18 protein-coding genes are annotated in these 24,890 nt (G+C 51.0%); 1 reads left to right on the forward strand and 17 read right to left on the reverse strand.

Going from position 1 to position 24,890, the window contains the following annotated elements:
- Nucleotides 1-25: 25 nt before the first annotated feature.
- The 10 genes from ACQSGY_RS23070 to ytxJ all read right to left on the reverse strand — a co-directional run bounded on the left by ACQSGY_RS23070 (nt 26) and on the right by ytxJ (nt 12,598).
- Complete coding sequence (locus ACQSGY_RS23070) at nt 26-730, reverse strand: response regulator (RefSeq protein ID WP_427181023.1); 705 nt, start codon at nt 728-730, stop codon at nt 26-28.
- Complete coding sequence (locus ACQSGY_RS23075; RefSeq protein ID WP_427181025.1) at nt 731-2,365, reverse strand: ATP-binding protein; 1,635 nt, start codon at nt 2,363-2,365, stop codon at nt 731-733.
- Between the two features lie 87 nt (nt 2,366-2,452).
- Nucleotides 2,453-4,744, reverse strand: a complete 2,292-nt coding sequence (locus ACQSGY_RS23080) for a histidine kinase (RefSeq protein ID WP_427181174.1) — start codon at nt 4,742-4,744, stop codon at nt 2,453-2,455.
- Between the two features lie 63 nt (nt 4,745-4,807).
- Nucleotides 4,808-5,371, reverse strand: coding sequence for a potassium-transporting ATPase subunit KdpC (gene kdpC / locus ACQSGY_RS23085; protein ID WP_427181026.1), 564 nt, complete (start codon nt 5,369-5,371; stop codon nt 4,808-4,810).
- Between the two features lie 69 nt (nt 5,372-5,440).
- Complete coding sequence (kdpB, locus tag ACQSGY_RS23090) at nt 5,441-7,441, reverse strand: potassium-transporting ATPase subunit KdpB (protein ID WP_427181176.1); 2,001 nt, start codon at nt 7,439-7,441, stop codon at nt 5,441-5,443.
- Between the two features lie 321 nt (nt 7,442-7,762).
- Nucleotides 7,763-9,442: a potassium-transporting ATPase subunit KdpA gene (gene kdpA, locus ACQSGY_RS23095; protein WP_427181028.1), complete on the reverse strand. Its 1,680-nt coding sequence runs from the start codon at nt 9,440-9,442 to the stop codon at nt 7,763-7,765.
- A 95-nt stretch (nt 9,443-9,537) separates the two neighbouring features.
- Nucleotides 9,538-9,615: a potassium-transporting ATPase subunit F gene (locus ACQSGY_RS23100; RefSeq protein WP_145405852.1), complete on the reverse strand. Its 78-nt coding sequence runs from the start codon at nt 9,613-9,615 to the stop codon at nt 9,538-9,540.
- Nucleotides 9,616-9,986: 371 nt separating this feature from the next.
- Nucleotides 9,987-11,174, reverse strand: a complete 1,188-nt coding sequence (locus ACQSGY_RS23105) for a helix-turn-helix domain-containing protein (protein WP_216518816.1) — start codon at nt 11,172-11,174, stop codon at nt 9,987-9,989.
- A gap of 32 nt (nt 11,175-11,206) precedes the next feature.
- Nucleotides 11,207-11,971 (reverse strand): hypothetical protein, encoded by a 765-nt coding sequence (locus ACQSGY_RS23110; protein WP_427181030.1) that lies wholly within the window; start codon nt 11,969-11,971, stop codon nt 11,207-11,209.
- An 87-nt stretch (nt 11,972-12,058) separates the two neighbouring features.
- Nucleotides 12,059-12,598 (reverse strand): bacillithiol system redox-active protein YtxJ, encoded by a 540-nt coding sequence (gene ytxJ / locus ACQSGY_RS23115; protein ID WP_427181178.1) that lies wholly within the window; start codon nt 12,596-12,598, stop codon nt 12,059-12,061.
- Between the two features lie 236 nt (nt 12,599-12,834).
- On the opposite strand from ytxJ, the gene ACQSGY_RS23120 reads away from it, so the two are divergent.
- On the forward strand, nt 12,835-13,695 hold the full coding sequence (locus tag ACQSGY_RS23120) for a hypothetical protein (RefSeq protein ID WP_427181032.1): 861 nt from the start codon (nt 12,835-12,837) through the stop codon (nt 13,693-13,695).
- A 170-nt stretch (nt 13,696-13,865) separates the two neighbouring features.
- On the opposite strand, the gene ACQSGY_RS23125 is transcribed toward ACQSGY_RS23120, so the two are convergent.
- From ACQSGY_RS23125 to ACQSGY_RS23155, 7 genes are all read right to left on the reverse strand, one after another.
- A complete protein-coding gene (locus ACQSGY_RS23125) occupies nt 13,866-14,294 on the reverse strand; it encodes a VOC family protein (RefSeq protein WP_427181034.1) in 429 nt (142 codons plus the stop codon).
- A 289-nt stretch (nt 14,295-14,583) separates the two neighbouring features.
- A complete protein-coding gene (locus tag ACQSGY_RS23130; RefSeq protein WP_111270376.1) occupies nt 14,584-14,808 on the reverse strand; it encodes a DNA-binding protein in 225 nt (74 codons plus the stop codon).
- Between the two features lie 225 nt (nt 14,809-15,033).
- Complete coding sequence (locus ACQSGY_RS23135; RefSeq protein WP_427181036.1) at nt 15,034-15,906, reverse strand: sugar phosphate isomerase/epimerase family protein; 873 nt, start codon at nt 15,904-15,906, stop codon at nt 15,034-15,036.
- A 12-nt stretch (nt 15,907-15,918) separates the two neighbouring features.
- Nucleotides 15,919-16,797, reverse strand: coding sequence for a sugar phosphate isomerase/epimerase family protein (locus ACQSGY_RS23140; protein ID WP_427181038.1), 879 nt, complete (start codon nt 16,795-16,797; stop codon nt 15,919-15,921).
- 86 nt (nt 16,798-16,883) lie between these two features.
- Entirely contained in the window at nt 16,884-20,108 is a 3,225-nt protein-coding gene (locus tag ACQSGY_RS23145) for an alpha-mannosidase (protein ID WP_427181040.1), read from the reverse strand.
- Nucleotides 20,105-22,417, reverse strand: a complete 2,313-nt coding sequence (locus ACQSGY_RS23150) for a glycoside hydrolase family 3 N-terminal domain-containing protein (protein WP_427181180.1) — start codon at nt 22,415-22,417, stop codon at nt 20,105-20,107. The genes ACQSGY_RS23145 and ACQSGY_RS23150 overlap by 4 nt, the downstream gene beginning before the upstream one ends.
- Before the next feature lie 146 nt (nt 22,418-22,563).
- Nucleotides 22,564-24,801 carry a helix-turn-helix domain-containing protein gene (locus ACQSGY_RS23155; protein ID WP_427181041.1) on the reverse strand — a complete coding sequence of 746 codons (2,238 nt, stop codon included), beginning with the start codon at nt 24,799-24,801 and terminating at the stop codon, nt 22,564-22,566.
- Nucleotides 24,802-24,890: the final 89 nt, after the last annotated feature.

Here is a 24,890-nt window from a genome sequence, read left to right on the forward strand (position 1 = left end):
TTACTTGCATAGACGTATAGAGCGGTTAGGTTTCATCCTGTAATAAAAAACGGTACCCTATCCCGGGCTCGGTCTGGATAAATGTAGGACGGGTGGGGTCTTCCTTTAACTTTTTGCGCAAATGGCCCACATAAACCCGCAGATAGTGGCTGTCTGACTCATGATGATGCGCACCCCACACTTGCTGCAAAAGCTGACGCTGCGTAATAATTTTGCCTGCATTGGAGGCCAGCACCTTGAGCATTTCATACTCTGTCGGCGTTAATTTGATCTGTTCCCCATTCAGCTCAACTTGTCTAAGGGCCAGATCCATAACCAGTGATCCGAAGCGCAGTACGGGTTCATCTGTTGTTTTGGCGACATGGCGCAGCGCCACCCGAATCCGGGCAACCAGCTCACCCATACCAAACGGCTTGGTTACATAATCATCTGCCCCTCCATCCAGTGCTGCAATTTTATCCGCCTCCTGATCCTTGGCTGTAAGTACAATAATCGGCACCTGTGACCACTCTCGTATCCGGCGAAGCACGTCCATGCCCGATATGCCGGGCAAGCCCAGATCGAGAATTATCAGATCGGGATGAACGATGCTCGCCTGCACGATGCCCTCTTCTCCATCCACACATTCATAATGCTCATATTGGTGAGCCTGAAGGGTCACTTTCAGCAGTTTGCGAATCTGCGGCTCATCATCAATCACCAGAATGCGGGCCCCTGATGCAGTGTTCATCTATTCTCCAGCCTCTCCTTGCACTGAACAGGTCAACGGTAATTCTTCCGCTCCCGCAGGCAAATCTATACGTATTCTTGTTCCTCCGTCCGGGTTAGTCCCCGCCTGGATCGTGCCTCCATGAACTTCTACAATTCCTTTGCAGATGGCAAGACCGAGCCCCGTTCCCGTTATATGGAGCGTAGATGGAGAGCGATAAAACTTATCAAAAATTTTATGCCGCTCCGCTTCCATAATTCCAATCCCCTGATCATCCACGATGAGGATCAATGTGCCCTCTTTTTTATCCTCACTCACCTGTATGGTCACCTTGCTTCCCTCAGGCGAATACTTGATCGCATTGCTAACGACGTTCACCAGCACCTGCTCCAGCAGTACTTCATCTCCGTAAAAAAAGACCGGCTCCTCTGGCAGCTGCACCGTAACTTCTCGCTGAGGACTGAATTCCCTGATCTTCGCGAGCACAATGCTGATCATATCACCTGCATCGCACCACTTACGGTTCAATTGCAGCATACCGCTCTCCAGACGCACCATCCCGAGCAGATTGGTCACCAGACGATTCATACGCAAAGCGCCATCGCGAATGTTGCTCGTCAATTCTTTTCGATCCTCGGCTGTAAAAAGATGATCATTCTCGATCAGCCCCGTGGCCGAGCCGATAATCGCGGTCAGCGGTGTGCGCAGTTCATGGGACACGGAATCCAGCAGTGCGGTTCGTATCCGTTCCGATTCAACAGTCACCTGAGCCAGGCGAGCCTCCTCCGCCAGCTTAACCCGCGCGATAGCTCCAGCCGCAAGACTGCCGCAGGCTTCCAGCAGCTGGCGACGCTCCTGCTGCTTCTCCATCTCGCTTGCGGTCATGTCTGCCGCCAGCACGCCATGGATGTGATCCTCCGTCCGCAGCGGAATATACAGGCCGGAGGACTTCCCGAGCATAGGCGAACCTTGGCCCGCGATTTGCCCGTTTTTGTACACCCAACCCGCGATCGCCAGTTCCGCGGACTGGCTTCCCCAGATATGCTTTTCCGAATCATCTGGTTCAGACCCACTGCTCACCCACAGCTTCAATTCCCCTTGCGAATCAGGCAGATACATGACCGCCGTGCTGCCCAGCATCCGTGATATATGGCTTGTCATGTTATCCAGTAAGGTATCCAGATCGCTAATCGCTGTAATCTGACGGCTCAGATCGTACAACGCATTTGTCGTTGCTTCACGTGATTTAACCCGATCCAGCTGCTGCCGCAATCGGCCTGCAAGGCTCGCCGTCATGATGGCAACGGCCAGGTATACGACAAACGAAATCAGATACCGCAGATCCTCTACCGTAAAACTTAAATATGGCGGGACAAAAAAGAAATCAAACATAATAACACTCAAGGTAGCGGCATAGACAGCTGGTCCCATTCCCCAAAATACGGCACTCACCAGTACGGGGAACAGGTATACCAGAGCAACATTTACCAGATCATCACTCATGCCTATGATATGAAGCAGCACAGTTAACAGAATGATGCCAAACGTAACCGATAGATAGGCAGGTACCCTTTTCCAGCGAAAATAAAACCGCATACGGCTCGAATCTCCGTCCTTTTCTGTGTACTCAGACAAATTCATTCCCACCCGTTTCATCAGACAATTTCGATTCCGGCTGCTTTCATAGATAATCCATCTTTATTTCATAGACAATTCGTCTTCCACTGCTCTTCATAATCTTCATTATTTATAGTCATCATCTGCCACAATCAATACATCCCGATGTCTCGACAGACGCACAAGCCGATTGACAACGGAGCCGGAGCCCCGATGACCATTCAGCCACCAGACTCGCTTCGCCTGCCCTACCACAAGCTGGGTTGCCTTCAATTCCGCAGCCTTGGCAGCAAGAATATCCGGAACTTCCCTCAACCTGGAGCTGTAGTGGATGTGAAAATAACCTCCAAGCCGAACCGTAAGCTGCTCCAAGCTGGATAGATGCTCCTGCAGCTCGCCGCTTATCGTTGTACCAATGTGCACATGATGGACATACCAGGCCGCTTTCAAACGATAAGCCATGCGAAAACCTCTGCGAATCAAGCGCTCGGCGTGACGGTCATTGCTGACACAGACAAACACGATCTCCTCCTGACGCCATGGACCCCTCAGTGTTCGTGGGGATTGCTGGGCTTCGAGCCGTTCATCCACGACATCTGCAAGCTCTCGCAGGGCAAGTTCTCGCAGCGCAATCAGATTGCCCGTTCTGAAGAAATTCGCAAGCGCCTGCGGAACCTTGTCAGCTGCATAGATTTTACCCTCTCGCATGCGCTGCCGCAAGGCCTCGGGGGCCACATCAATCAGCTGCACCTCGTCCGCCAATTGAATAATCCGGTCAGGAACAGTCTCACGCACCCGAACACCTGTAATATGCTCCACTGCATCATTCAAACTTTCAAGATGCTGTACATTCACGGTTGTAATAACAGATATGCCCGAATCCAGCAATTGCAGCACATCCTCATAACGCTTGTGCCAGGCACCGCCAGGCACGTTCGTATGTGCCAGTTCATCCACCAGGACCACTTCAGGATGGCTTTGCAATATGGCCTCCGTATCCATCTCCTCCAGCTGCGTTCCTTGATACAAGCGCTTCACCCGCGGAACGATGGGAAGTGAGCCAATCTGCTTCACGGTGTCTGCCCTGCCATGCGTTTCAAGCATTCCGATCTGTACGTCGATGCCTTTCCGCAGCAGGTCATTGCCCTCCCGCAGCATCATGTAGGTTTTGCCCACGCCCGGAGCAGCTCCGATATAGATTTTGAACGTACCTCGGCGAATCAATCCAATCTTTTCCTTCATCTCCTGCTCGCTAAGTCTGCGGTAAGTCCGCGGTTCCGCATCGCTGACTTTGGCCGGAAGTACTCGTTCACCTTCACAGGCTATCCGATCCGCCACCAGCAGCAGGTCCACCCCCTGTAATTGGCGAAGCAGAGAGTTAATAATGGAGCCTTGCCATATCTCCTGCCAGCGTGTACGCCGGGAATGCCCCATCACGATTCGGGTAATCTGCTGTTCCATTGCATAATTCGCCAATGCAGCGGGAATGTAGCGGCGATGCAGAATTGGCAGCTCCTGCATCTGTCCTCCGATTTTCTCCACCAGCTTCATCATGCTGCGGCGAAAAACAGCCGCCTCCTTGCTTAGCGGCTGTTTCATCTGACGGAACACAACAGCATGCAGACTCCCGTTTAATCTGCGAGCAATCTGCTGCCCACGCTGGATGTAGATCGAACCGCTCCATTGATACTGCGCAGAGACAAGAATACGCTCCATAATGCCTGTCGTGACAGGGAGGCCCAGCTCCTCACGATGCTCACGCAAAGACTCATTAACGCCTTCCGCTACCAGCTTCAACGCGAGCTCACGCAAAATCCCTACGTTACCTTGGCGGAATAATTCCTTATGGTCATGATCTTGCAGATGTCCTTCGGCCAGGCGAATGAGTAGGGCCTCTGGCGTAACATCAATCAGCTTTACTTCATCTGCAAGCTCCAGCGTGTCTGCGGGCACCGTGTGCATAGCTCTTACCCCCGTCAGCTGTCTCGCCAGCTCCGTGTAACCCTCCAGCTCATATACATTCACTGTTGTCATGACACTGATGTTATGTCGCAGCAAAAAGCGGATATCCTCCAGCCGGGTCGCGTGTGCTGCCCCCACCCGATTCCGATGGGCAAGCCCGTCAACCAGTACAACCTCGGGATTGCGCACCAGCAAAGCATCCAGATTCAGATCCTTCATCTCTGCTCCATCACTGCGTCTGATCCAGTGAATGCTGGGTACACGTTCAAGCTCGCCGAGCTGTTCTACCGTTTCCGGTCTTCTCATCGTGGACACAGCGCAAATTACGACATCTACGCCCTGCTCACGCAGATGGTTGCCGTCCCGAAGCATGTGATAGGTTTTGCCCGAACCACTGATTGGCCCGATGTAAATTTTAAGTGTACCCTCATGCAGCTTCGAGATCATACGAAGCATCTCTTCAGGAGATTTGCGTTTGAAGCTGTCCTCCACACCTGTATCCTCCTTCCCGAAGCCACCTTATTTCTCTGCATTTATCAAAGCCAGATTCAGTTCGTTAACGTTCACGCGTGGTTCACCGAATATGCCTAGCTGGCGGCCCTGCGTATGCCACTTCACAAGCTCGGCAAGCTGCTGCTCGCTCAAACCTGTCGCTTGGCTGATGCGTGGAATCTGCACTTTAGCCGCCTCAGGTGACAAGTCGGGGTCAAGTCCCGAGCCAGAACCCGTCACCAGATCAGCCGGAATATGCTGCGGGGATGCGGGGTTCTGCTTGCGGAGAGCAGCCAGCTTTTCCTTCATCTCGGCAATATATTCCGGGGATGCAACAGCGCGATTAGACCCTGCCGATGCGGTTGCATCATAATTGGCGCTTGATGCCCGGGGCTGGAACAGCCCCGGCGATTTCACCTCCTGCGCGAGCAGAGAAGAACCGATAATTTTTCCATCCTGTGTGATCAGACTGCCATTCGCCTGAGCTGGAAACAGCCACTGCGCAACTCCCGTCGTCAGGAGAGGGTAGGCAAGACCACAGAGTAACATCAGCACTACGGACAACCGCAAAGCGGGTATAAACATTTTCATACATATCACGTCCTGAATAGATTTAATGGATCAATTCCAATCAAGCAGTCCGGCAACTTTCACCCTGAATCACATCAAACCCGACAGCACCAGATCAATCAGCTTGATACCCACAAAAGGTACGATCACCCCACCTAAACCGTAAATAAACACGTTACGCCCTAGCAGCCGTTCGGCAGACATTGCCCGATATTTCACGCCCTTCATGGCAATCGGGATCAACAACGGAATAATAATGGCGTTGAAAATCAAGGCGGACAGGATTGCAGTCTGCGGGGATGCCAGTCTCATAATGTTCAACGCCTGAAGCTGCGGCATGGCGAGAATGAACATGGCTGGAATGATGGCAAAATATTTGGCGATATCATTGGATATGGAAAAGGTCGTCAGCGCCCCGCGAGTAATGAGCAGCTGCTTGCCTATGGAGACGACCGATAGCAGCTTGGTCGGGTCAGAGTCCAGATCAATCATATTGGCCGCTTCCTTGGCCGCCATGGTTCCCGAGTTCATCGCCAGGCCAACATCGGCCTGCGCCAGAGCAGGAGCATCATTGGTGCCATCACCCGTCATGGCGACGAGCTTGCCCTCCTGCTGCTCTTTTTTGATCGCTGCAATCTTGTCCTCGGGCTTCGCCTCCGCGATAAAATCATCCACGCCCGCTTCAAGTGCAATCGTCGCTGCCGTAAGCGGGTTATCTCCTGTACACATGATGGTTTTGATGCCCATTGCACGCATCTCTGCAAATTTCTCCTTGAGTCCCGGCTTCACCGTGTCCTTCAAATAAATCACACCAAAGATACGATTATTGATCGCTACAGCCAGCGGTGTACCCCCGGCTTTGGCTATTCGTGCTGCCATCTCCTCCAGATCACCCGGTACACGGCCACCTTCAGAGACTACATACCGTTTGATTGCATCCACTGCGCCCTTGCGAATCCTCGTTCCATCAGTCAAATTCAGACCAGACATCCGTGTCTCGGCGGTAAACTCCACACTCTCCGCTCCCGCGTAATGACTCTCCGCCCAGCTGTGCCCCTGCTTGCCTGCCAGCTCTACAACGGAACGGCCTTCGGGAGTCTCGTCTCTAACAGAAGCTTGAAGCGCCGCCTGAGCCAGCTCGGCTGTCGTCACACCTTGCACCGGGGTAAATTCGAAAGCCATACGATTGCCGTACGTAATCGTGCCTGTTTTGTCCAGAATCAACGTGTCAATGTCACCAGCGGCTTCCACCGCTTTGCCTGACATGGCGAGTACGTTAAACTGTGTCACCCGATCCATGCCTGCAATACCGATGGCCGACAGCAAGCCGCCGATCGTCGTCGGAATCAGGCAAACGAGCAGGGCAATCAAGGTTGCCAGATCCAGATGAATGCCAAGATAATCGGCCATAGGAACCATCGTCACAATGACAATCAGGAAGATAAGCGTCAGCACAGCGAGCAGGGTTGTCAGCGCAATCTCGTTCGGTGTTTTCTGACGCTGTGCTCCTTCAACGAGGGAGATCATGCGATCCAGAAACGATTCACCCGGATCTGTCTGCACTCGCATAATAATGTAGTCCGAAGAGACCCGTGTACCCCCGGTCACGGAAGAGAAATCACCGCCCGCTTCCTTGATAACCGGTGCAGATTCACCTGTAATGGCCGATTCGTCGATAGAGGCCAGGCCTTCAACAATCTCCCCGTCCGTTGGAATGAGCTGACCTGCTTCCACGCGGACGAAATCCCCTTTTTTCAACTGGGTCGAAGCCACTTGTTTCAAAGTTCCGTCCTTCTGCACCAGATAGGCTAACGTCTCCGATTTGGTCTTGCGCAGTGTATCCGTCTGGGCTTTACCTCGGCCTTCTGCCAGTGCCTCGGCAAAGTTTGCAAAAAGCAGAGTCAACAGCAGAATGAAAAATACGGCAATATTGTATCCCTGCCCTGCCTCAGACGCGGTGAATAGATTGGGATCTATACATAACAGCAGCGTGATGAACGTGCCGACCTCCACAATGAACATTACCGGATTTTTGATCATAACCATCGGATTGAGCTTTTTGAATGCATCTCGCATCGCCTGGAGCAGCATCTGTTTGTCCAAAGACCTCTTCGATCCAGGATCACGCTGTAGATTATTTCGGGGTTGATGCTGCGGCTCAATATTTGTTTTGACCCCAGGCAACTCAGGGTCCGCATTCCATGTGCCATTATGCGTTATATCCTCTTCGGCATTAACCGTTCGCCGCATGTTTTGCTCCTTCTTACGCTCCATTGCATTCATCGTGAATGCCACCTCCATACTGTACCTTCTTACTTTACCTTCTTACTGTATCTTCCCAATGCATCTCTTACTGTATCTTCCCAATGCATCTTCTCACTGTATCTCTTAAGGCATCTTCTTAACGTAAATTCAGTGAACCATCGCCAGATGCTCGGCAATCGGACCGAGAGCAAGTGCAGGAAAAAACGTCAATGCGCCCACTACGACAATCATCATGACCAGAATGCCGGCAAAGAGCGGGGTATGCGTCCTTAGTGTACCTGTGGTGACAGGCACAACCCGTTTTACGGCAAGTGAGCCTGCAATCGCTAGCATGGCGATCATCGAAACATATCTGCCCAGCAGCATGACGATACCGATCGCGATATTGTAAAAATCCGTGTTGGCATTTAATCCGGCAAATGCTGATCCGTTATTGGCAGCCCCGGAGGCAAACGCGTACAGCACCTCGGTCAGCCCATGTGTTCCACCGTTGGAGATGGAAGCCACGGCCTCAGGCCGCATCAAGGCGAGCGCAGATGGCGCGAGAATAATCAACGGATGGATCAGCAAGGCGATACAGGCCAGCTTGATCTCTCTGCCTTCGATTTTTTTGCCCAGAAACTCCGGTGTCCGCCCCACCATCAGCCCGCATATAAATACCGCAATGATCACATAGAGCAGGCCGTTTAACAAACCGACCCCCTTCCCGCCGAATACGTTGTTCAGCATCATCTGGGCAAGCGAAACCAGCCCGCCAAGCGGAGTAAGCGACTCATGCATATTGTTGACCGAACCTGTCGTTGCCGCAGTGGTCACCGCCGTAAACAAAGCCGACTCAGGAATGCCAAACCGGACCTCTTTGCCCTCCATATTGCCCTGCAGTCCCGCAGCATCCAGCGCTGGCACACCTCGATACTCCGACACAAACACGGTTGTAAGCATGACGAGGAACAGGAAACCCATCGCCCCGAAAATTGCCCATCCCTGCTTCCGGTTTTTCACCATCAAGCCAAATGCATAGACGAGTGCTGTGGGAAGCAGCATCATACAGACGATATGCACCAGATTGCTCAGGGCCGTCGGATTCTCGAATGGATGCGCTGCGTTCGTGCCGAACCAGCCGCCACCGTTGGTTCCGATATGTTTGATCGACTCCAGCGAAGCAACCAGACCGCGGGTAATCGTCTGCTGCGCACCCTCCAGCGTCGTTGCATTCACCGCACCCTCCAGCGTCTGCGGCACTCCCTGGAACACAAGAAACAAGGCCACAACGAAGCTCAGCGGTAAAAAAATACGTGTAATCGACCGAACCAGGTCGACATAAAAGTTACCTAGATCATCCCTGCGTCCTACTAATCCGCGAATAAAGGCAATCGCCACCGCGAAGCCTGTTGCTGCCGAGGTGAACATCGGAAACGTCACGGCCAGCAGCTGCGATAGATACGACAGGGCGTTCTCGCCCGTGTACGACTGCCAGTTCGTATTGGTCATAAACGATACCGCTGTATTAAACGCCTGCGCCGCAGGCATATTCTCGATTCCGTCCGGATTGAGCGGCAAAAACCTTTGCAGTCTCAGCACCAGATACATCAGGGTCAGCATGACCGCATTAGAGATGAGCACAGCGGCTGCGTATTGTTTCCACCCCATGGATTCTTCTTCCCGCACACCCATCAGCCGATATAACAATCGCTCCGGCCCGCCAAACACACGATCAAGTCCTGTTCGCTGCCTGTCAAATACCTTCACCAGATAACTGCCTGCCGGCTTCACCAACAGCAAAATGATCAGCAACGTTACCACAACTTGCACTACACCGATACCCATATCTGTATATCCTCCCTAATCGACCTCAACATTGCCCTGACCTTTACATCCTTTTATCTCCGCTCGTTTTTCGGTGCATTGTTTGAACAGCTGCCTCAGAATTTCTCAGGCTTCACCAGCACATACCCGAGATAGATAATCAATACAAGCACAAGCATGCCGATAAAAATCATGATTCGAGCTCACCCTCCCTGCCCTCAGGCCTTCTCGCAAAATTTCACAAATCCCCAAAACACTACAAACAACAAGAGAATCAGCCCAACCATCGTTGCATCATTGACCATGTGCCCTTCATCCTCTCTATCCTTCAGATGGAACAAATATAAAATTCAAGCCGGGGTCTGCCTTGCTACAGTCAAAATCGTATTACGAAACGCTGTAAAAAGGGGGTAAAGATATGCTGCCACCGCTGTAAAAAAAGCGTAAAAAAGACCCGATCTTCTCAGCGGCAAGCTGAAAAAAACGGGTCTCTCGTAAATATGGTGGAATCCGAGCCAGATAGATTGGCGCTTCCTTCATTTGTAGAACTTCAGGTGATACTATTCTAGGTCGGTATATTCTTCATATCCCGAATGGTAGCTGTTGAACGATTCGTCATGTAACTGTTAAAAAACTCTGTTTTGATCCCGGTCAGATGATGAAAGAAGGACGTCTCCACCTTCCAGTCCTGCTCGATCATATGTCGAATATCGACAAGCCCTTTCTTGGCAAGAAGATCAATGATCGTCCGAATCCGCATCGGTGTCTGCAAGGGAATCGTCTGGTCAAACGGCTCTCTCTCCAAATACCCTCTTCGGTGCATCGCGGCATAAAAATTACGATGCGATTTGGCATCCATCAGTCCCAGGTTGGCGGCACGATAACCTAACACTTGCAACGATGTTTTCCACTTATTTTTTAATTCAAGATAATGATCAGGATTGGTTAATTGGGGGATAGCCTTTATATCCTGTGCAAACTCTTCTTCTGGCAACAAAAATGCACCGGCAAACAAATTGGCTTCATTTTCAATCTCTTTGTGCTCTTTCCGATCCAGACTCACAAACTCCTGACGATAGTGAAGCAACAGATGACCAAGCTCATGAGCGATATCAAAATTTCGGCGTACTGCCGATCGTTTGATGTTACCCAATATAATGAACGGGCGATCCTTTCTCGTCCACAGACTGTATGCATCAATCCCTTCACCAATCGCCTTCTCGAAGACGTAGACTCCGCTCTTTTCAATCCAGAACATCAGGTTCTCGTTGGTCGCTGGCTCCAGATTTAATCGCTGCCGCGCGAGCTTTGCCACATATTGAATTTGGGTAGGGCGATTCTCGTGCGAATGATTCATGTATTGAATCGCTTCTTCCCTGAGCTCAATGATCTTCAAGGTGGGAAGACTGATCTGAGAGGTAATATAGTTAACAAACGTATCCAGATACTCTACATGTTTGGCCTCCGTTTGTGTCTTGGAGATCACATTCATTACCTTGGACCGGTACGCAATGTTCATCACATTGATGTTGGTCGCATTATTTTGCCTGGCGAGCATATCCTTCTCGTAAAAATATTTGCTTTTGACGCTGAAAATTCGTATCAATTCATTCACAATCGGCACTTTGGGGGAAGTGTACGCATTTTCATACTGCCAGACCGCCTGCTCAGTCACACCAAGCTTCTCGGAAAGCTCTTTCCTCGAATACCCGTGCATGATGCGCAGATTGGTCAGATTTTCACCCATGAACACACGGTTCCCTCCTTACTAGACTACGGGGTGGGTTACCCCTGCCGTTCTTCTTCCAATATTTCAATATCATAAGCTGCCGGATCAAGCATGCCATCCGAATCAGGCGCGAGGACCTCGCGTTCACGATCATCAAGCTCGGCACCCGAGATAAGATCAGACATATCCTCTATCAAATAGGCTATATTATCATGCGGATTGGGCAAATAATGCTTTACCTTGGAGATTTGATATGCATCATCCATAGCATAAGTGAGAATATGAAACTCATTATACATAGATGATAGTTGTTTGATCTCTTCTTTTACACGAGTCACCTGATTTAATGGAATAGGCAAGGAAAGCTGCACCACCTCTTCGGACTGATGCAATTCATGATATGAAGAGTCCGTCGGAAATTTCAGATCTGCATTAATTTTCGACAGGTCATGTAAATACGTACGCAGTGCATCTTTACGATCCATGCCTGCAGGTAACTTGGCCCGGGAAAAACATTTCTCATTAAAGTAGGCTGCATTTTTAATCAAAAACAGAACTTTGGAGTCCTTATGTGTGAATTGAAGGTAATCCCAGGTTAGACCTGCTTTGGACTTTTTATGCGTGAATGCCTGTCCATCATCTTCCTTAAAATATTCTGCGATTTTACTCTCAATAAAATTCCCCTTTGTCCAGGCAAAGGCTGAACTAATCTCCATCCGCTCTCGTCGATCTATACGGTGCTCAATATATTCTCGGTACCCTTCGATAATAGCTTTAACAATAATCTCGCTATGCTCAGGCTTGAATTTATATTGTTCCATCTATAATCACTCCGATTCAGAAGGTATAAAGGCTCCTTTTATTTTAAATGATATACAGCGTGGAAGATATGATTTTTTCTTATATTTTTAAAGTGAATGACTCTGCGCCCATTGCATCAGTCGCTTTTTGGTGATCTTTCCATGTGACGTATGCTCTACAACCTGCGCCTGATCCAGCAGCAGCACCTGCGGGGATTCATGGCGAATCTCGGTCTCTTCAGCAATACGGCGTGACAGCGGACGGTTCTCAATGACTTTGACGATGCGATACTGCATGTTTTGTTTCGGGTCAGAGGCATTGGCGCCGACAAAAGCCATAAATTCCCGGTACGCACGCGCGCTGACAGGGCAGGTAGTGCTGTGTTTCAACAGAAGCACCGGATGCTCCCGGGAATCGAGAAGCACCTCTTCCCAATCCTGCGTTTTGTGCAGTTCCAGCACATGCTCGCTTAACATGTCATGCGAATCAGCGCCTGTTCGCTTGCTAACCACTGAACCGATGACCACCCCCAGCGCAGCGCCAAATGCGATACCCAGCCCGATCTGCCCGGTGGCTGTACCGATACTGACTCCAATTGCCAGACCGACCGCCAGCCAAAGGGCTTGATGATTCACCTTTTTCTCCACCAAAACCACCCTTCCTCAAGTATGTATCAAGCATTTCGGTTGTGTAGATTTAATTAACGATGGCCTTCACGGACATGCATCTGACAGAGACTCCAACTCACATTTTGATCAAATTATAGCACAGCCCTCTGCACCCGAGCTTTCAGAATCTGCATCTTTCGGGGTTCTAATTGTGATACACTGGTGTTAATTTGGAAACGATGAACATAAGAGCAGCTGAAAGGCGGAAATTCGATATGACATACGCTTTTACCATTGAACCACCGGATTATTACGCACTGGATAACGAGCAAGAGTTAATAGCAAAATGTCAGGAGTGGGGCCTGATCTCGGCCAAAGCCACCAAACTCAAAACGTTCTATTATAAAGGAAACGGGCAGAATCTGCCCTGCACCATTCTCGGCTTTGTAGATCACATGACCGCAGTCATCGAGCTGGATAACGGACAAAAGCATTGTATTCACCCTTCGTATCTGAAAGAAATGCAGGCCTCCGGCTACAGCACACGAGGACTAAGCGGAGCGGGGACAGAGCCAGGAACAGAACAGGATGCCGGGGGCCAAAGTGCTGAAACACCTGAACAAACCTCTGAGCCTGCCGATACCTCTGATCAAGCTGACGCTTCAGCCCGTTCTTATGATATGGAAGAAGATGAAGATAGCGCGGAATCATCCTCCAGACTCAAGGGTGACCCTGATGGCCTGGTGGAGGAATACATCGGTCCTCAGAGCGGTACAGGTACAGATGCAGAAGCCAAACCTAAAACCAAAGCGGCACCGAAGGCCAAAGCCGCCAAAATTGATCTGCCCGATGGGAAAGTGAAGATGAGCGCAGTGGTCAAAGAATTTACGACGGTACCGAATCATTTCTCGGATAATGACGATGAGGTCATCATTTACGAATCCGTCACTATTACGGAGCCGGAAGTGATCGAGGTGGGTGACGCGTGGTCCAGCCATAGTGCAACGATGAAGAAGCAGGAGCTGGAGGTCGGTGACGTGCTCACATTTGAAGCGAAAATCATCAAGAAAAAGCTGACCCGCAACCCGGTGCCTTATAAAATCAACAACCCGTCCAAGATTCAGAAGGAAGAGTAGTCTCTATTTTTATGAAAAATTAACCCGAAAAACCTCCACGCTACTTGTAGCTGATGGAGGTTTTTTTAGCAATTACTTAGGAATTGGCTGTATACCCCAGCCTTTATTCCGCAGCATGCCGATCCGTTTTCCCATACCAGAAATGATACAATCCCCGTTTAACGAGCTACTCAGGCTTGTCCTGCTGCTGCACTGATCTGGAACAGCACGCCAAACTTGTCGGTTACATTACCGTAAGCCGGGCTCCAGAACGTTTCCTGAATCGGCATATTCACTTTACCGCCCACTTCAAGTTTACTGAAAATGTTCTTCGCTTCCTCAGCCGTGTCCGTATTGACCGTAATCGTGATATTATCTCCAACGGTGTGCGGCATACCAGGCAAGGTATCCGATAACATCAGCACCGAGCTTCCAATTTGCAGAGAAGCATGCATAATCCAGTCTTTGGCTTCCGGTGGGATCGGATGGTCCGGACTGGATGGACCTTCTCCGAAAGTCTGCATTGCAAGCACTTCCGCACCAAATGCCTCTTTATAGAACTCGACAGCTTCACGCCCATTCCCGTTAGTTACAAGGTACACATTCAAGCTAATTGCCATGGATTGTTCATCTCCTTGAATTCGTTTAATCATACGGTGTATGCCGGTTGCGACAAGAGTATATAGGAATGCATTGTCCGCTGACAAGCACAAATTTTCAACTATATTCGCAAGCCGTGACAGAGCTATATTTCTCCAAATATGCTAAAGATATTCCCTGCTCTCACCATATCTTCTCTATTCAAAAAAAAGCCACTCTTCCGAGCATTATCGGTCAAGTGGCTGTAAATGTTCTATTCTGTTATGACCCTGCTGAACAGGGTTGCATCGCCTTGTATTCTAGGATTGATCAGGCCTGCACAATACGATCAATCTCACTTTTTAATAAAAGGTATCGATGCACACTTCTCATAATAGGTACCTTGGTGAGTTTATTTTTATCAACATACAGCTTCATCTGGTCTTTACTCAGCCCCAGCAGGTTGCCCGCTTCAGTCACTGTCAGCACCACTTCGGGATTCGTTGCGTTAAAGGTCTTCTTTACCTTCTGGTTCCAGTCCTCAAATACCTGCATAGATCTGTACCTCTCCTATCCATAGCCAGTTATGTTCAGGCTGAATACACTCAGTATACCATACTTGTGATCATTGGAACTTATGTCTGACCTGTGACTCTCAGGTGTTTATTGGAAAAGGCTTTGCTCCACGTGTCAAAAAGAGCCGCGATCTCGCGGCCCGGAAGGGATAGCATATCATTTGATCTCATTTGATATTTGCACAGCATACTCTGGCAACCCATTCTAGGCTTCGTCCCAGAAGCGGCGCAGATTGTCCATGGCGATTTTGGAAGCGGCTTTGCATTCCTCCATGCCTTCGAACTCCACCGTGATATTGCCATCATAGCCGGAGTCTTTGATCAGCTTGACGATTTTGCGAATGGGAATATCCCCTTGACCTACAATTGCACCACGCAGAAAGTTGCCATAGGTTGTCGTGAACCACTCCCCTTCTCCTGGATGCTCGTCATATGGACGGAAGTAGAAGTCTTTGAAATGGATAAGCGAAGCATACGGCAGATTGTTCATCACTCCGATGATCGGGTTCTCATCCACACACATAAAATTGCCGATATCCAGCGTCGTTTTGAAGTTTGGTCGATCGACAGCATGCAGCACCCGCTGTACCCGATCACTGGCCTGAACGCTGAAGCCGTGATTCTCAATCGTTGTGGTCATTCCATACTGCGCAGCGTGATCCGCAATGATCTGGCTTCCTCTGACCATCAGCGGCAGATGCTGTTCAAACCAGGTAATTGTCGTACTCTCCCTCGGCAGCCTGAAGGCAGTAACGTCATGGCGCAGATGCCGGACACCCATAAGGTGTGCCACATCCACATGTCTTTTGACCCGGGCCATCTCTTCTTCAAAAGCCTCTTCTGTCTCCTGCACAAAATTAGCCGGCATGGAATAGTTCGACAGCTCGATGCCCGCAGCTGCGGCTCGCTCCCGAATGGCATGGGCAAGCTCATGATTATCCTCCACGGTATATCCGTAAGGCACCATCTCCATATGTTCGCCGCCGTTCGCTGCAATCCAGTCAATGACATCCAGCACCGTCATGGCTCCCGAGTTCAGATCATTCAACAAACTGTACGTGCTCAGACCAATCTTCATCTGCTCCACTCCCTATTGTCGATATCGCTCAATGAATTGCACAGCTTTACGAATATCCACTTCCGGCTGGTGACCGACCTCACGCTCAATAGTCAAATACCCCTTATACCCGATCTCCTGCAGTGCGGCAAAATACGCATCAAAATCAACTGCCCCTTCACCCAGCGGCACTTCCCGGAAAAAGGTACCCGAAGCGACCATTTCAGCGATTTTGTCATGATCCATAGGCGCATACCCCACCGCACCGTATACATCGCGTGGATCAACCTCTTTCAGACGCAAACCATCCTTCACATGGGTGTGCACGATGTAATCCTTGAGCAGCTTCACACCCTGCACCGGATCATCCCCGGTGACCATCACCATATTGGCCGGGTCAAAATTGACGGACACTCCGTTTGTGGAGAGTGTGTCCAGAAAGCCTTTCAGATCAGCAGCCGTTTCCGGTCCAGTCTCAATGGCAAAGTAGGCGCCTGCGCTTTTCGCATATTGCCCCAGCTCCTCACAAGCGGCGTGCAGGGTGGCATATACCTCTGAGGAGGCATCATGCGGGACAATCCCGATATGTGTAGTTACAATATTTGTGCCCAGCTCAAGAGCCAGATCGATAATTCGCTTGGATTTTTCCACTTTCCATGCATTATCCGCCTGAACCTGAAAGCCGTGACCGCCCAGATCGCCAACCAGTGCTGAAATCTCAAGCCCCAGACCATCAATGTAGCTCCGAAGCTCTTTACGTGCCGCAGCAGACAGATTTTCGGGGTCCATCTCCCCCTTCACCGCATAGATCTGCACACCTTCTGCACCTGCGTGCTTGGCTTTGATCAGCCCTTCCCTGACCCCTACGCCAAAGCTATCCACGATGACACCGATCTTGTTCGTTAATTTCATGTCGTACCTCCCGCGAATGATTGGATGGATAATCCTGTTTTTTAAACACGCTCAGCCCATTGTACGTTCGATACCTGTTATATACATCAGTTCAATGGAACAAGCTTCACCGATTTGATCTCAAAGGGCCTGAAGGTCAGCTCAAAAGCTCCGTCTTCACAGGCAAGCCGCTCCAGTTCATCCTCCAGCAGATTGATGATGGACGCATGGACATGCTGTTTATTCCACTTCACCTGCACCTTCTCCCGCCCTCCACTGGATTCATAGAATCGAAGCACTGTGCCTGTTCCGTCTTCCGATATCTTGATCGTATCCAGAATGACATGTTCACTCTTGAATTGAAGCCAGCTGTGTCTGGAAGGCTGGGTGCCCTTGTGCGGAGTCGCCGCAACGACCTGTACGGGATGATTCAGCTCCATGGCGCGCTGCACAACACTCGCCTGACGCCAGTCTCCCGCATGCGGCAGTACAGCGTACGTGAACTCATGCTGCCCTTGATCGGCGTGCACATCCGGCCATTTGGGCGCTCGCAGGAGGGACAGGCGGATCATACGATCCTTGATGTCATAACCATACTTGCAGTCGTTCAGCAGACTGATGCCGCTGTTACCCTCCGAAAGATCAGCCCAGCGATGCCCGCAGACCTCAAACTGTGCCCGTTCCCAGCTTGTATTGTTATGGGTTGCACGTTCCAAGGCACCAAACGGAATCTCATACGTTGCTTTGGCTGCCACCAAATCTGCCGGGAATGCTACCTTGAGCAGCTTGTGGCTCTCGTTCCAGTCTACACTTGTCTTGAAATCTACCCGGCGCTGATGATGGTACAGAATCACATCCTGGCTAATCTGCGAATCGTTCAGCTGCCAGCGAAAACGCAGTACATCCTGCACAGCGCTGCGCTGTACAACCTCTCTGGATACGAGCTGAACAGTCCCCGCCCGCTGCGATTCAAATCGCGGATCAATGTCCCACGCATCCCAGTATGTCGGTCGGTCATGGAAAAGCTGCCATTCATTCGCTTTGTCTCCCGGCTTCAGCCATTCACGTTCTACCGTTTTGTCATACCATCTCGTGATCTCGCCCAAATCGTTGAACTCCAGCGTGTAAAATGCAGTTTCCCATCGCGCAGGAATCACCCCGAGTTTAGCCGCGCCTTGTTCTTTCGCGTTATCTGTGAATGCCGCTTGCACTGTACCCAAGTCCGTTGAAATCTTGACCTTATCGTGTACTACCTCGGATGCTGCAGCCGGCTCCAATCTGGATTGCTCTGCGATCGAAATAACGTCCTTCGACTCTCGAAGCCATATCGTGCTGTACCCGAAAGCCGGAATGGAAGGAACAAGAATATGCAGACTTGCCCCGCCCTCATAATGCTCGGCCTCACTAACCAAACGATTGCCATGGCAATCATACGCTATCGTTCCGGCCAGCTCCGCTCCCCCGGAGATGCAGATCACTTCACTGCGCTCCCAGCCAAGGCTGTTGAAGATCACGTACGGTGTGCCAGGTACTTCATCTGTTGTAACGGTGTTGGTGAGTGCGCCAAGTGTATGCTGCAGGACGTCATTGCCCATGGAAAACACCTTCGTATATTCCTCGGCAGAGGTAACGTATACTTCAGGGATGGACGTGCCCGGGATGATGTCATGGAACTGATTCAGCATCATCAGCTTCCAGCCTTCATCCAGTACTCCCTTGTTATGCGTGACCCTGTTGTCATCTGCCCCGAACTGGCTCCAGATCTCTGCCTCGCGATAGAGCACCTCCGCCTTGCGATTACTTCGTTTGTTCCTCGCATGGGTTGTGTAGGTTCCACGATGCAGCTCCAGATATAGATCACCATGCCACTTCGGCAATGTCGGTTCACCTGCCTCAATGCCTTCGAAAAATGCCCCGGCCGTACTGAATCTGCTGACAGGTTGCCCCACCATCAGGTGCGCACGCTCGGCAAATCCCACCATCTCATGCGTCACCCCGCCGCCGCCATCGCCATGACCATAGAGCAGCATCTGCTCTGGATGTACGTCCTTTTGTTTGAAGGACTGCCAGTGTTCATCAACATCCTTGGGACGTGTATGCTCGTTCACACCATGGTTGAGGTAAGCCAGCACGGATGTACCGTCAATCCCTACCCAGTCGAACAGATCATACGGGAACACATTCGTATCATTCCAGTTTAATTTGGTGGTCATAAAATAAGGAATGTCCGCAAGCCGCAAAATCTGCGGCAGTGAAGCGCAGTATCCAAACGTATCGGGCAGCCACTCGATATTTGAACGTTTGCCAAACTCGGACTGATAAAACTGCTGCCCATACAAAATCTGGCGCACAAGCGATTCCCCGCTTGGGATGTTCAAGTCCGGCTCCACCCACATACCGCCAACAAGTTCCCAGCGCCCTTCGGCAATCCGTGCCTTCACCCGTTCATACAGCTCTGGATAATGCTCCTTCACAAAAGCATATAACTGGGGCTGGCTCTGGGAATACACAAAATCCGGGTACGTGTCCATCAGTGTGCACATCGTAGAGAACGTTCGGCTCGACTTGCGCACCGTCTCCCGTACAGGCCAGAGCCAGGCCACATCAATGTGAGACTGTCCAACCAGATGCATAAAGCCGCTTCGGTACTGCTCCGGGTCTGCCTGCTGTACGTGCCGAGCGAGTCTCTGCTCCAGTTCCTGCAGCCACACCCCATCCTGCCAGCGGCGCAGCTCATGATTCATCTCATCCATCACCTGATGCATTGCCCGGATCAGTGCTGTGCGCTTGGCATCTTTCTCCGGCAGGACCTGCAACGATTCGGAGAGCACCATCATGCTGTATATCAGGCTCTGAAGCGGTTGATTCACATGCACCAGTGCAGCTCGTATCCCCTGAATGGGAGGCTGAATCACTGCCTGCCGATTGAGCGGATCATGCGGTTCAGGGACTGGATCATACAGTTCGATCTCCAGCTTCGGTTCAGCACCCACACGCTCTATTGGCAGAGGCACAAAGGAATGATTGCGATCCAGTCCGTGATAAGGAACCCCATTCACCTTGAGCAATCCTTCCCCGCCCGCTTCAAAAACAAATCCGACGGCCTGGCCCTGCCACGTCTCGGGAATCTGCACGGTTTTGCTCAGAAAATAAGTCGTGCCGTGCGTGCTGTTTAACGGATTTAAAGGCTGCATTGCTGCTGCCTCCGCCCCGTACTCATATTCTCCCGGCAGTATATATCGCGCTCGCTGCATCTGCCACTCGGGAAGTTCTACCACATCCAGCCACTGCCGCTGCTTCATATCTTCAATGAATCGTTGAATTCGGATCATACGGTCACCTCCACTTGCTGTACATGCAGACTGCATGCCGTCCAGTCCACCGAGCTGCGTCCAACCATCAGCTTGAATTCACCCGGTTCTACGATGGACCGGAGACGGGAGTCGATCAGGGCTAGATGTTCCTTATGCACAGGGAGCGTCACCGTACGGGTCTCCCCTGGCTCCAGATGGATTTTGCGAAAACCTTTCAATGATATCTCTGCCCGGGTGACAGAAGCCGACACATCAGTGATGTACAGCTGCACGACCTCTTTGCCTGCCACTTCTCCAATGTTCGTAACCTCCACTTGCACCTCGGCCTGCTCCTCCGGTCCAATGACCTCCGGCGTTACTCTTACGTTGTCATACTTGAATTGCGTGTAGCTCAGCCCATGTCCAAACGCGTACTGCGGCGCAAGGTCCATCTCCAGATACCTTTTGCCGCGCGTCCGCTTGGCATGATAGTACACGGGAAGCTGTCCCACATGCTTGGGAATGGAAACCGTCAGACGACCGGATGGATTCACATCCCCGAACAGGATATCCGCAACGGCATTTCCACCCTCCTGCCCCGGGTACCACGCTTCCACAATCGCTGGGATATGCTCGTCAATCCAAGGCTCGGCAATCGGGCGTCCATTAATATAGACCACAACAACCGGTTTCCCCAGTTTATATACTTCCTGCACCAGTTCCAGCTGCACCCCCATCAGATTCAATGACGAGCGGTCAATGCCTTCCCCGCATTCCATGTCATTCCACGGATCATCTGTCACCACAGACGCACCCGTGCGCAGATCAATCGTACCTTCGCCAAAATCACGCGCACTTGATCCGCCTATGACCATGACGATCACATCTGCCTGCTCGGCAAAAGCAAGCGCCTGCGGGAACCCCTCTCTTGAATCTCCCTTGATGCGGCATCCAGGTGCGTACAGCACCTGATCCGAATTGGCTCCAAGCTTGCGTTTAATACCATCCAGCACCGTGACAATCTGCTTCCTTGGCTGTGGGGAGGTATAGTCTCCAAGCTGGTTATACATATGATTGGCATTCGGCCCGATGACAGCCAGTTTAATGCCTTGTGCAGCAAGCGGGAGCACATTGCCTTCATTTTTCAGCAGTACGATGCCCTCTTGTGCCACTTCTCTCGCAAGCTGCACATGCTCCTCACAGCCAATCACACGTTCAGCAAAATCAGGATCAACATACGGCTGCTCGAACAAGCCCAGCCTGAATTTCATCTCCAGCACCCGCCGTACAGCCAGGTCCAGCTCCTTCTCCTCCAATAAACCCTGCTCCAGTGCCTGTGCCAGATGTTTGCGGTACATGAAACCCGACATTTCCATATCTACACCTGCCCTGAGTGACTGTGCTACAGCCTGTTCGCCGTTCTCAGCCGTGTTATGTCCGTTCACCAGCATCTGAATGGCTCCAAAATCCGTAATTACAAATCCGTCAAAGCCCCACTCCTCCCGTAAAAGGTCATGAAGCAGATACGTACTGGACGTACAGGGTACGCCATCAATCTCGTTATAAGCGGTCATGACTGAGCAGGCTCCGGCTTCCACCGCTTGTTTGAACGGCAGCAGGTCGATCTCATGCAGCTCACGCATGCCCATATGCACAGGTGCCGCGTTGCGTCCTCCCTCCGAGCTGCCATATGCTGCAAAATGTTTAAGTGTCGCCACTACGGTATGGTTGGAATCCAGGCGTTCCCCCTGCAATCCGTAGATCGCTTCCACGGCAAACTGCCCGATCAGATACGGGTCCTCGGCAAAACATTCCTCCGTCCGTCCCCATCTCGGGTCACGCACGACATCCAGCACTGGAGAATACGTGGCTGCGCCGCCCTGACTCCGGGTCTCCACAGCAATCGCCTCACACATGCTGCGATACAGCTCGGTATTCCACGTACTGCCTACCATTAGCGGCACAGGAAAAACCGTTGAACCAATCGCCATATGCCCGTGGGAGCACTCTTCTCCGAACAGAATCGGAATCCCCAAACGGGAATGCTCTATTGCATAGCGCTGAATCACATTTGTTGCTACCGCCCCTTGGCGCGGTGTCAGTCCCGTCTTCAGCGTGACCTCTGTCCACGGATCAGCTCTGAGCACACCGTATAGCGAGCCAACACCACCCTGCGCCAGTTCCGCTTTGAACTCTTCCGTTATCTGTACGGTGCCATCTGTCTCTTTCTTGTACATCTTCCAGCCCATAGGCTGAATCAGCTGCCCGATCTTCTCTGCGGTAGTCATTCGTTCAAGCAGGTCCTGTACCCGCTGCTGAATGGGGAGCGAAGCGTCTTTGTAGCCCATTTGCGTTTGCATGTGCACATTCTCCTCCTGTGTTTGAGTTGGTCTGGCACGGCTATCACCAGCATCACCTGACTAGCAACTCCCGAGTCTATCACCTGCGCTGCCAGCATCCCTTCACACTTCCCATACTTTCAACCTCACCGCCTTCACATCGCCTTGCGATAGTCACTCGGAGCCATGCCCACGACATTTTTAAAAGCCCGGTTGAAGGAATTATAGTTTGTGTACCCCACTTCTTCGCTGATCTCCTGAATGGCTTTGTCTGTCTCCTGCATGAGCTGCTTCGCCTTTTCGATGCGGTGACTGATGAGCAGATCCACAAACTTCTCTCCAAGCTCATCTTTGAAAAGCTTGCTCAGATACTTCGGGTTGATATCGAACAGATCACTCAGGTAATTCAGAGACAGGTCAGGATTGTTATAGTGCTCCTCGATATATTTGCGAATCTCCAAAATATGTGACCGATGCTTGCGAGAGCAATGCAGTGTCTGCATCTGACGGGCCAGTTCCCGGAAACCCTCCAGACACAGCTCTCGCAGAACGTCCAGCGTCTCCCAGCCTTCCAGCCTTGGCAGCAGCGGTGTAAATATTGCAGCCCACGTCTCCTTATATTCCTGCGGCAGCTCGGCAAATTCCCGATTATAATGCTGGAACAACAGCTGCACCGTGTTCATAATCTCCTGGCGCGACAGGACCGACTGGCGAATCTGCTTGAAGAGTCGCTCGAAATGCTGCTCCCAGACGTCATCCGACAGACGCAGTGCCTGCACCAGCAGGGAGATTGTTTTTAGAAACTCATACACATCATTGGTGGAATTCGGTACGTCACTACATGGAATAATACGATTGGTGCCAAGCACAGCCTTGTATTCCAGCGCGTGCACAGCCTCTTTGAGGGAAGCTCGCAGCCCGCGGAGATCAACCGCAACCCGGCCCACCCCGATCGTGACGGTAAAATTCAGATATTGCCCAATCCGGTCCAGATAATCGGTGAGCAAACGTGTTTCCATCTCTTCCGAATGCTCTGTCTCCGGCAGCCAAAGAATCGCATAGAGACGCTGATCGGAGACCCACTCGGCCCACACGTCTGTTCCTTCATGCCGCGCACTTTCCTGCAGAATGCTGGACAGCACAAATTTCAGAAGAGCCTGGTCCTGCTGATGGTACTCCGCTGCAAATACGTCATACCGATCCATCTCCACCACCAGCACAGCCCAGCGATGCTCCAGTTCCGGCAGCTTGAACCTGCTCATATTGGCAGACAGCTCATGACCCGAGTAATCTCGTGTACCTTCGAGCAGCTCCTGAAAGAAGACTTTTTTCTGCAAAATCAGATTCTCCTCATGCTCCTCCTGATACTGCCGTGTCTGATCAATCATGCGCTCCAGTGTCGTATGAATAAAACGGAACTCATTCTCCTTGCCATAATTCAGCGCAGACGGTTTCTGTGAAGATACGGTCTGGATCAACGTCACGATCTGCTGAATGGGCTTATAGTTTCTACGAGTCACATAGACGACCCATGCCACCCCGACCAGCACAACACCAGCAGCAAAGATAAACCAGATATTATAAAATTGCAGGGCAAACTTGACGATCTTTCCGTTGTTCAGCCCGGTCTGCACCTTCCAGCCGCTGTAGCTGGACGTAAATTCAGAGAATACTTCTCCCGAAGCCGCTGCTGTTTTGGAGGCAAGGGTAGGGCCAGATGTGTAATCCTCAGGCATTCCGTTGTGCCACAGGCTGCCTCCTGCCCGATTGTAAATGTTCACAAACGTAAACTCCGGGTCATACATCTGCATAATGGATTTGCGCAGTGTGTTCAGCTCCACATTTGTCACAACCAGTCCTCGTCCGTTGGCGGCATTGCGTACAATCGTAATGACCTGCTCCGCCGTCTGGGATGGGAATGCCTTGAATGACCGCGCACCGACCCACTTCTGCTCATCCCTGGAGCGGCTATCTTCAATAAATGCAGCATCCGGGAAGTCATGAATTGGTACGGCCTTACCGTTGCTAAAAACCGTGTTATCGCTGTATCTGACCAAATACACCGAGTCAATCAGCGGATATTCTATCTTCAATTCATCGATGACCTTGACTGCCTGAATGCCGGCATATACATCCTCGCTGCCAGATACCGAGAAATAGTTTTTCAGATTGGAATTGGTCAAAATCTCGCGCAGCACCTTGAAATCAATTGAGCGCAAGGAATTGTCCAGATACTGTGTGACCTGTGAGGCCAGAAATTCATTCGCCTTGAGTGCTTCCCTGCGGTTCTGCTCATTAAAAACCTGGAAAAAAATAAAAAACAGAATCGTCGTCACAATAAAAAATATAGGCAAATACGATAACAGCAAACGTCTGAACCAATTGTTGCTCATCTCCCGCGTCCCCCCACCAATTCCATTTCATGCTGCATGACGACAACCACTTGCCTTGTTCACTGAAATTTCGTAAATATGCTGTACAT

The sequence above is a fragment of the Paenibacillus sp. TC-CSREp1 genome, from assembly GCF_050171015.1.
Taxonomy (GTDB): Bacteria; Bacillota; Bacilli; order Paenibacillales; family Paenibacillaceae; genus Paenibacillus; species Paenibacillus silvae.

Excerpts from the sequence above, each read along its gene's own strand:
- ACQSGY_RS23150 (WP_427181180.1), bottom strand. The coding sequence starts at position 22,417 with ATGGGCTACAAAGACGCTTCGCTCCCCATTCAGCAGCGGGTACAGGAC.
- kdpA (WP_427181028.1), bottom strand. The coding sequence starts at position 9,442 with ATGGGTATCGGTGTAGTGCAAGTTGTGGTAACGTTGCTGATCATTTTG.
- ACQSGY_RS23080 (WP_427181174.1), bottom strand. The coding sequence starts at position 4,744 with ATGCTTCGTATGATCTCGAAGCTGCATGAGGGTACACTTAAAATTTAC.
- ACQSGY_RS23145 (WP_427181040.1), bottom strand. The coding sequence starts at position 20,108 with ATGATCCGAATTCAACGATTCATTGAAGATATGAAGCAGCGGCAGTGG.
- ACQSGY_RS23130 (WP_111270376.1), bottom strand. The coding sequence starts at position 14,808 with ATGCAGGTATTTGAGGACTGGAACCAGAAGGTAAAGAAGACCTTTAAC.
- ACQSGY_RS23075 (WP_427181025.1), bottom strand. The coding sequence starts at position 2,365 with ATGAAACGGGTGGGAATGAATTTGTCTGAGTACACAGAAAAGGACGGA.
- ACQSGY_RS23140 (WP_427181038.1), bottom strand. The coding sequence starts at position 16,797 with ATGAAATTAACGAACAAGATCGGTGTCATCGTGGATAGCTTTGGCGTA.
- kdpB (WP_427181176.1), bottom strand. The coding sequence starts at position 7,441 with ATGCTGCTCCAGGCGATGCGAGATGCATTCAAAAAGCTCAATCCGATG.
- ACQSGY_RS23125 (WP_427181034.1), bottom strand. The coding sequence starts at position 14,294 with ATGGCAATTAGCTTGAATGTGTACCTTGTAACTAACGGGAATGGGCGT.
- ACQSGY_RS23100 (WP_145405852.1), bottom strand. The coding sequence starts at position 9,615 with ATGATTTTTATCGGCATGCTTGTGCTTGTATTGATTATCTATCTCGGG.
- ACQSGY_RS23110 (WP_427181030.1), bottom strand. The coding sequence starts at position 11,971 with ATGGAACAATATAAATTCAAGCCTGAGCATAGCGAGATTATTGTTAAA.
- ACQSGY_RS23155 (WP_427181041.1), bottom strand. The coding sequence starts at position 24,801 with ATGAGCAACAATTGGTTCAGACGTTTGCTGTTATCGTATTTGCCTATA.
- ACQSGY_RS23135 (WP_427181036.1), bottom strand. The coding sequence starts at position 15,906 with ATGAAGATTGGTCTGAGCACGTACAGTTTGTTGAATGATCTGAACTCG.
- ACQSGY_RS23070 (WP_427181023.1), bottom strand. The coding sequence starts at position 730 with ATGAACACTGCATCAGGGGCCCGCATTCTGGTGATTGATGATGAGCCG.
- ACQSGY_RS23120 (WP_427181032.1), top strand. The coding sequence starts at position 12,835 with ATGACATACGCTTTTACCATTGAACCACCGGATTATTACGCACTGGAT.
- kdpC (WP_427181026.1), bottom strand. The coding sequence starts at position 5,371 with ATGAAAATGTTTATACCCGCTTTGCGGTTGTCCGTAGTGCTGATGTTA.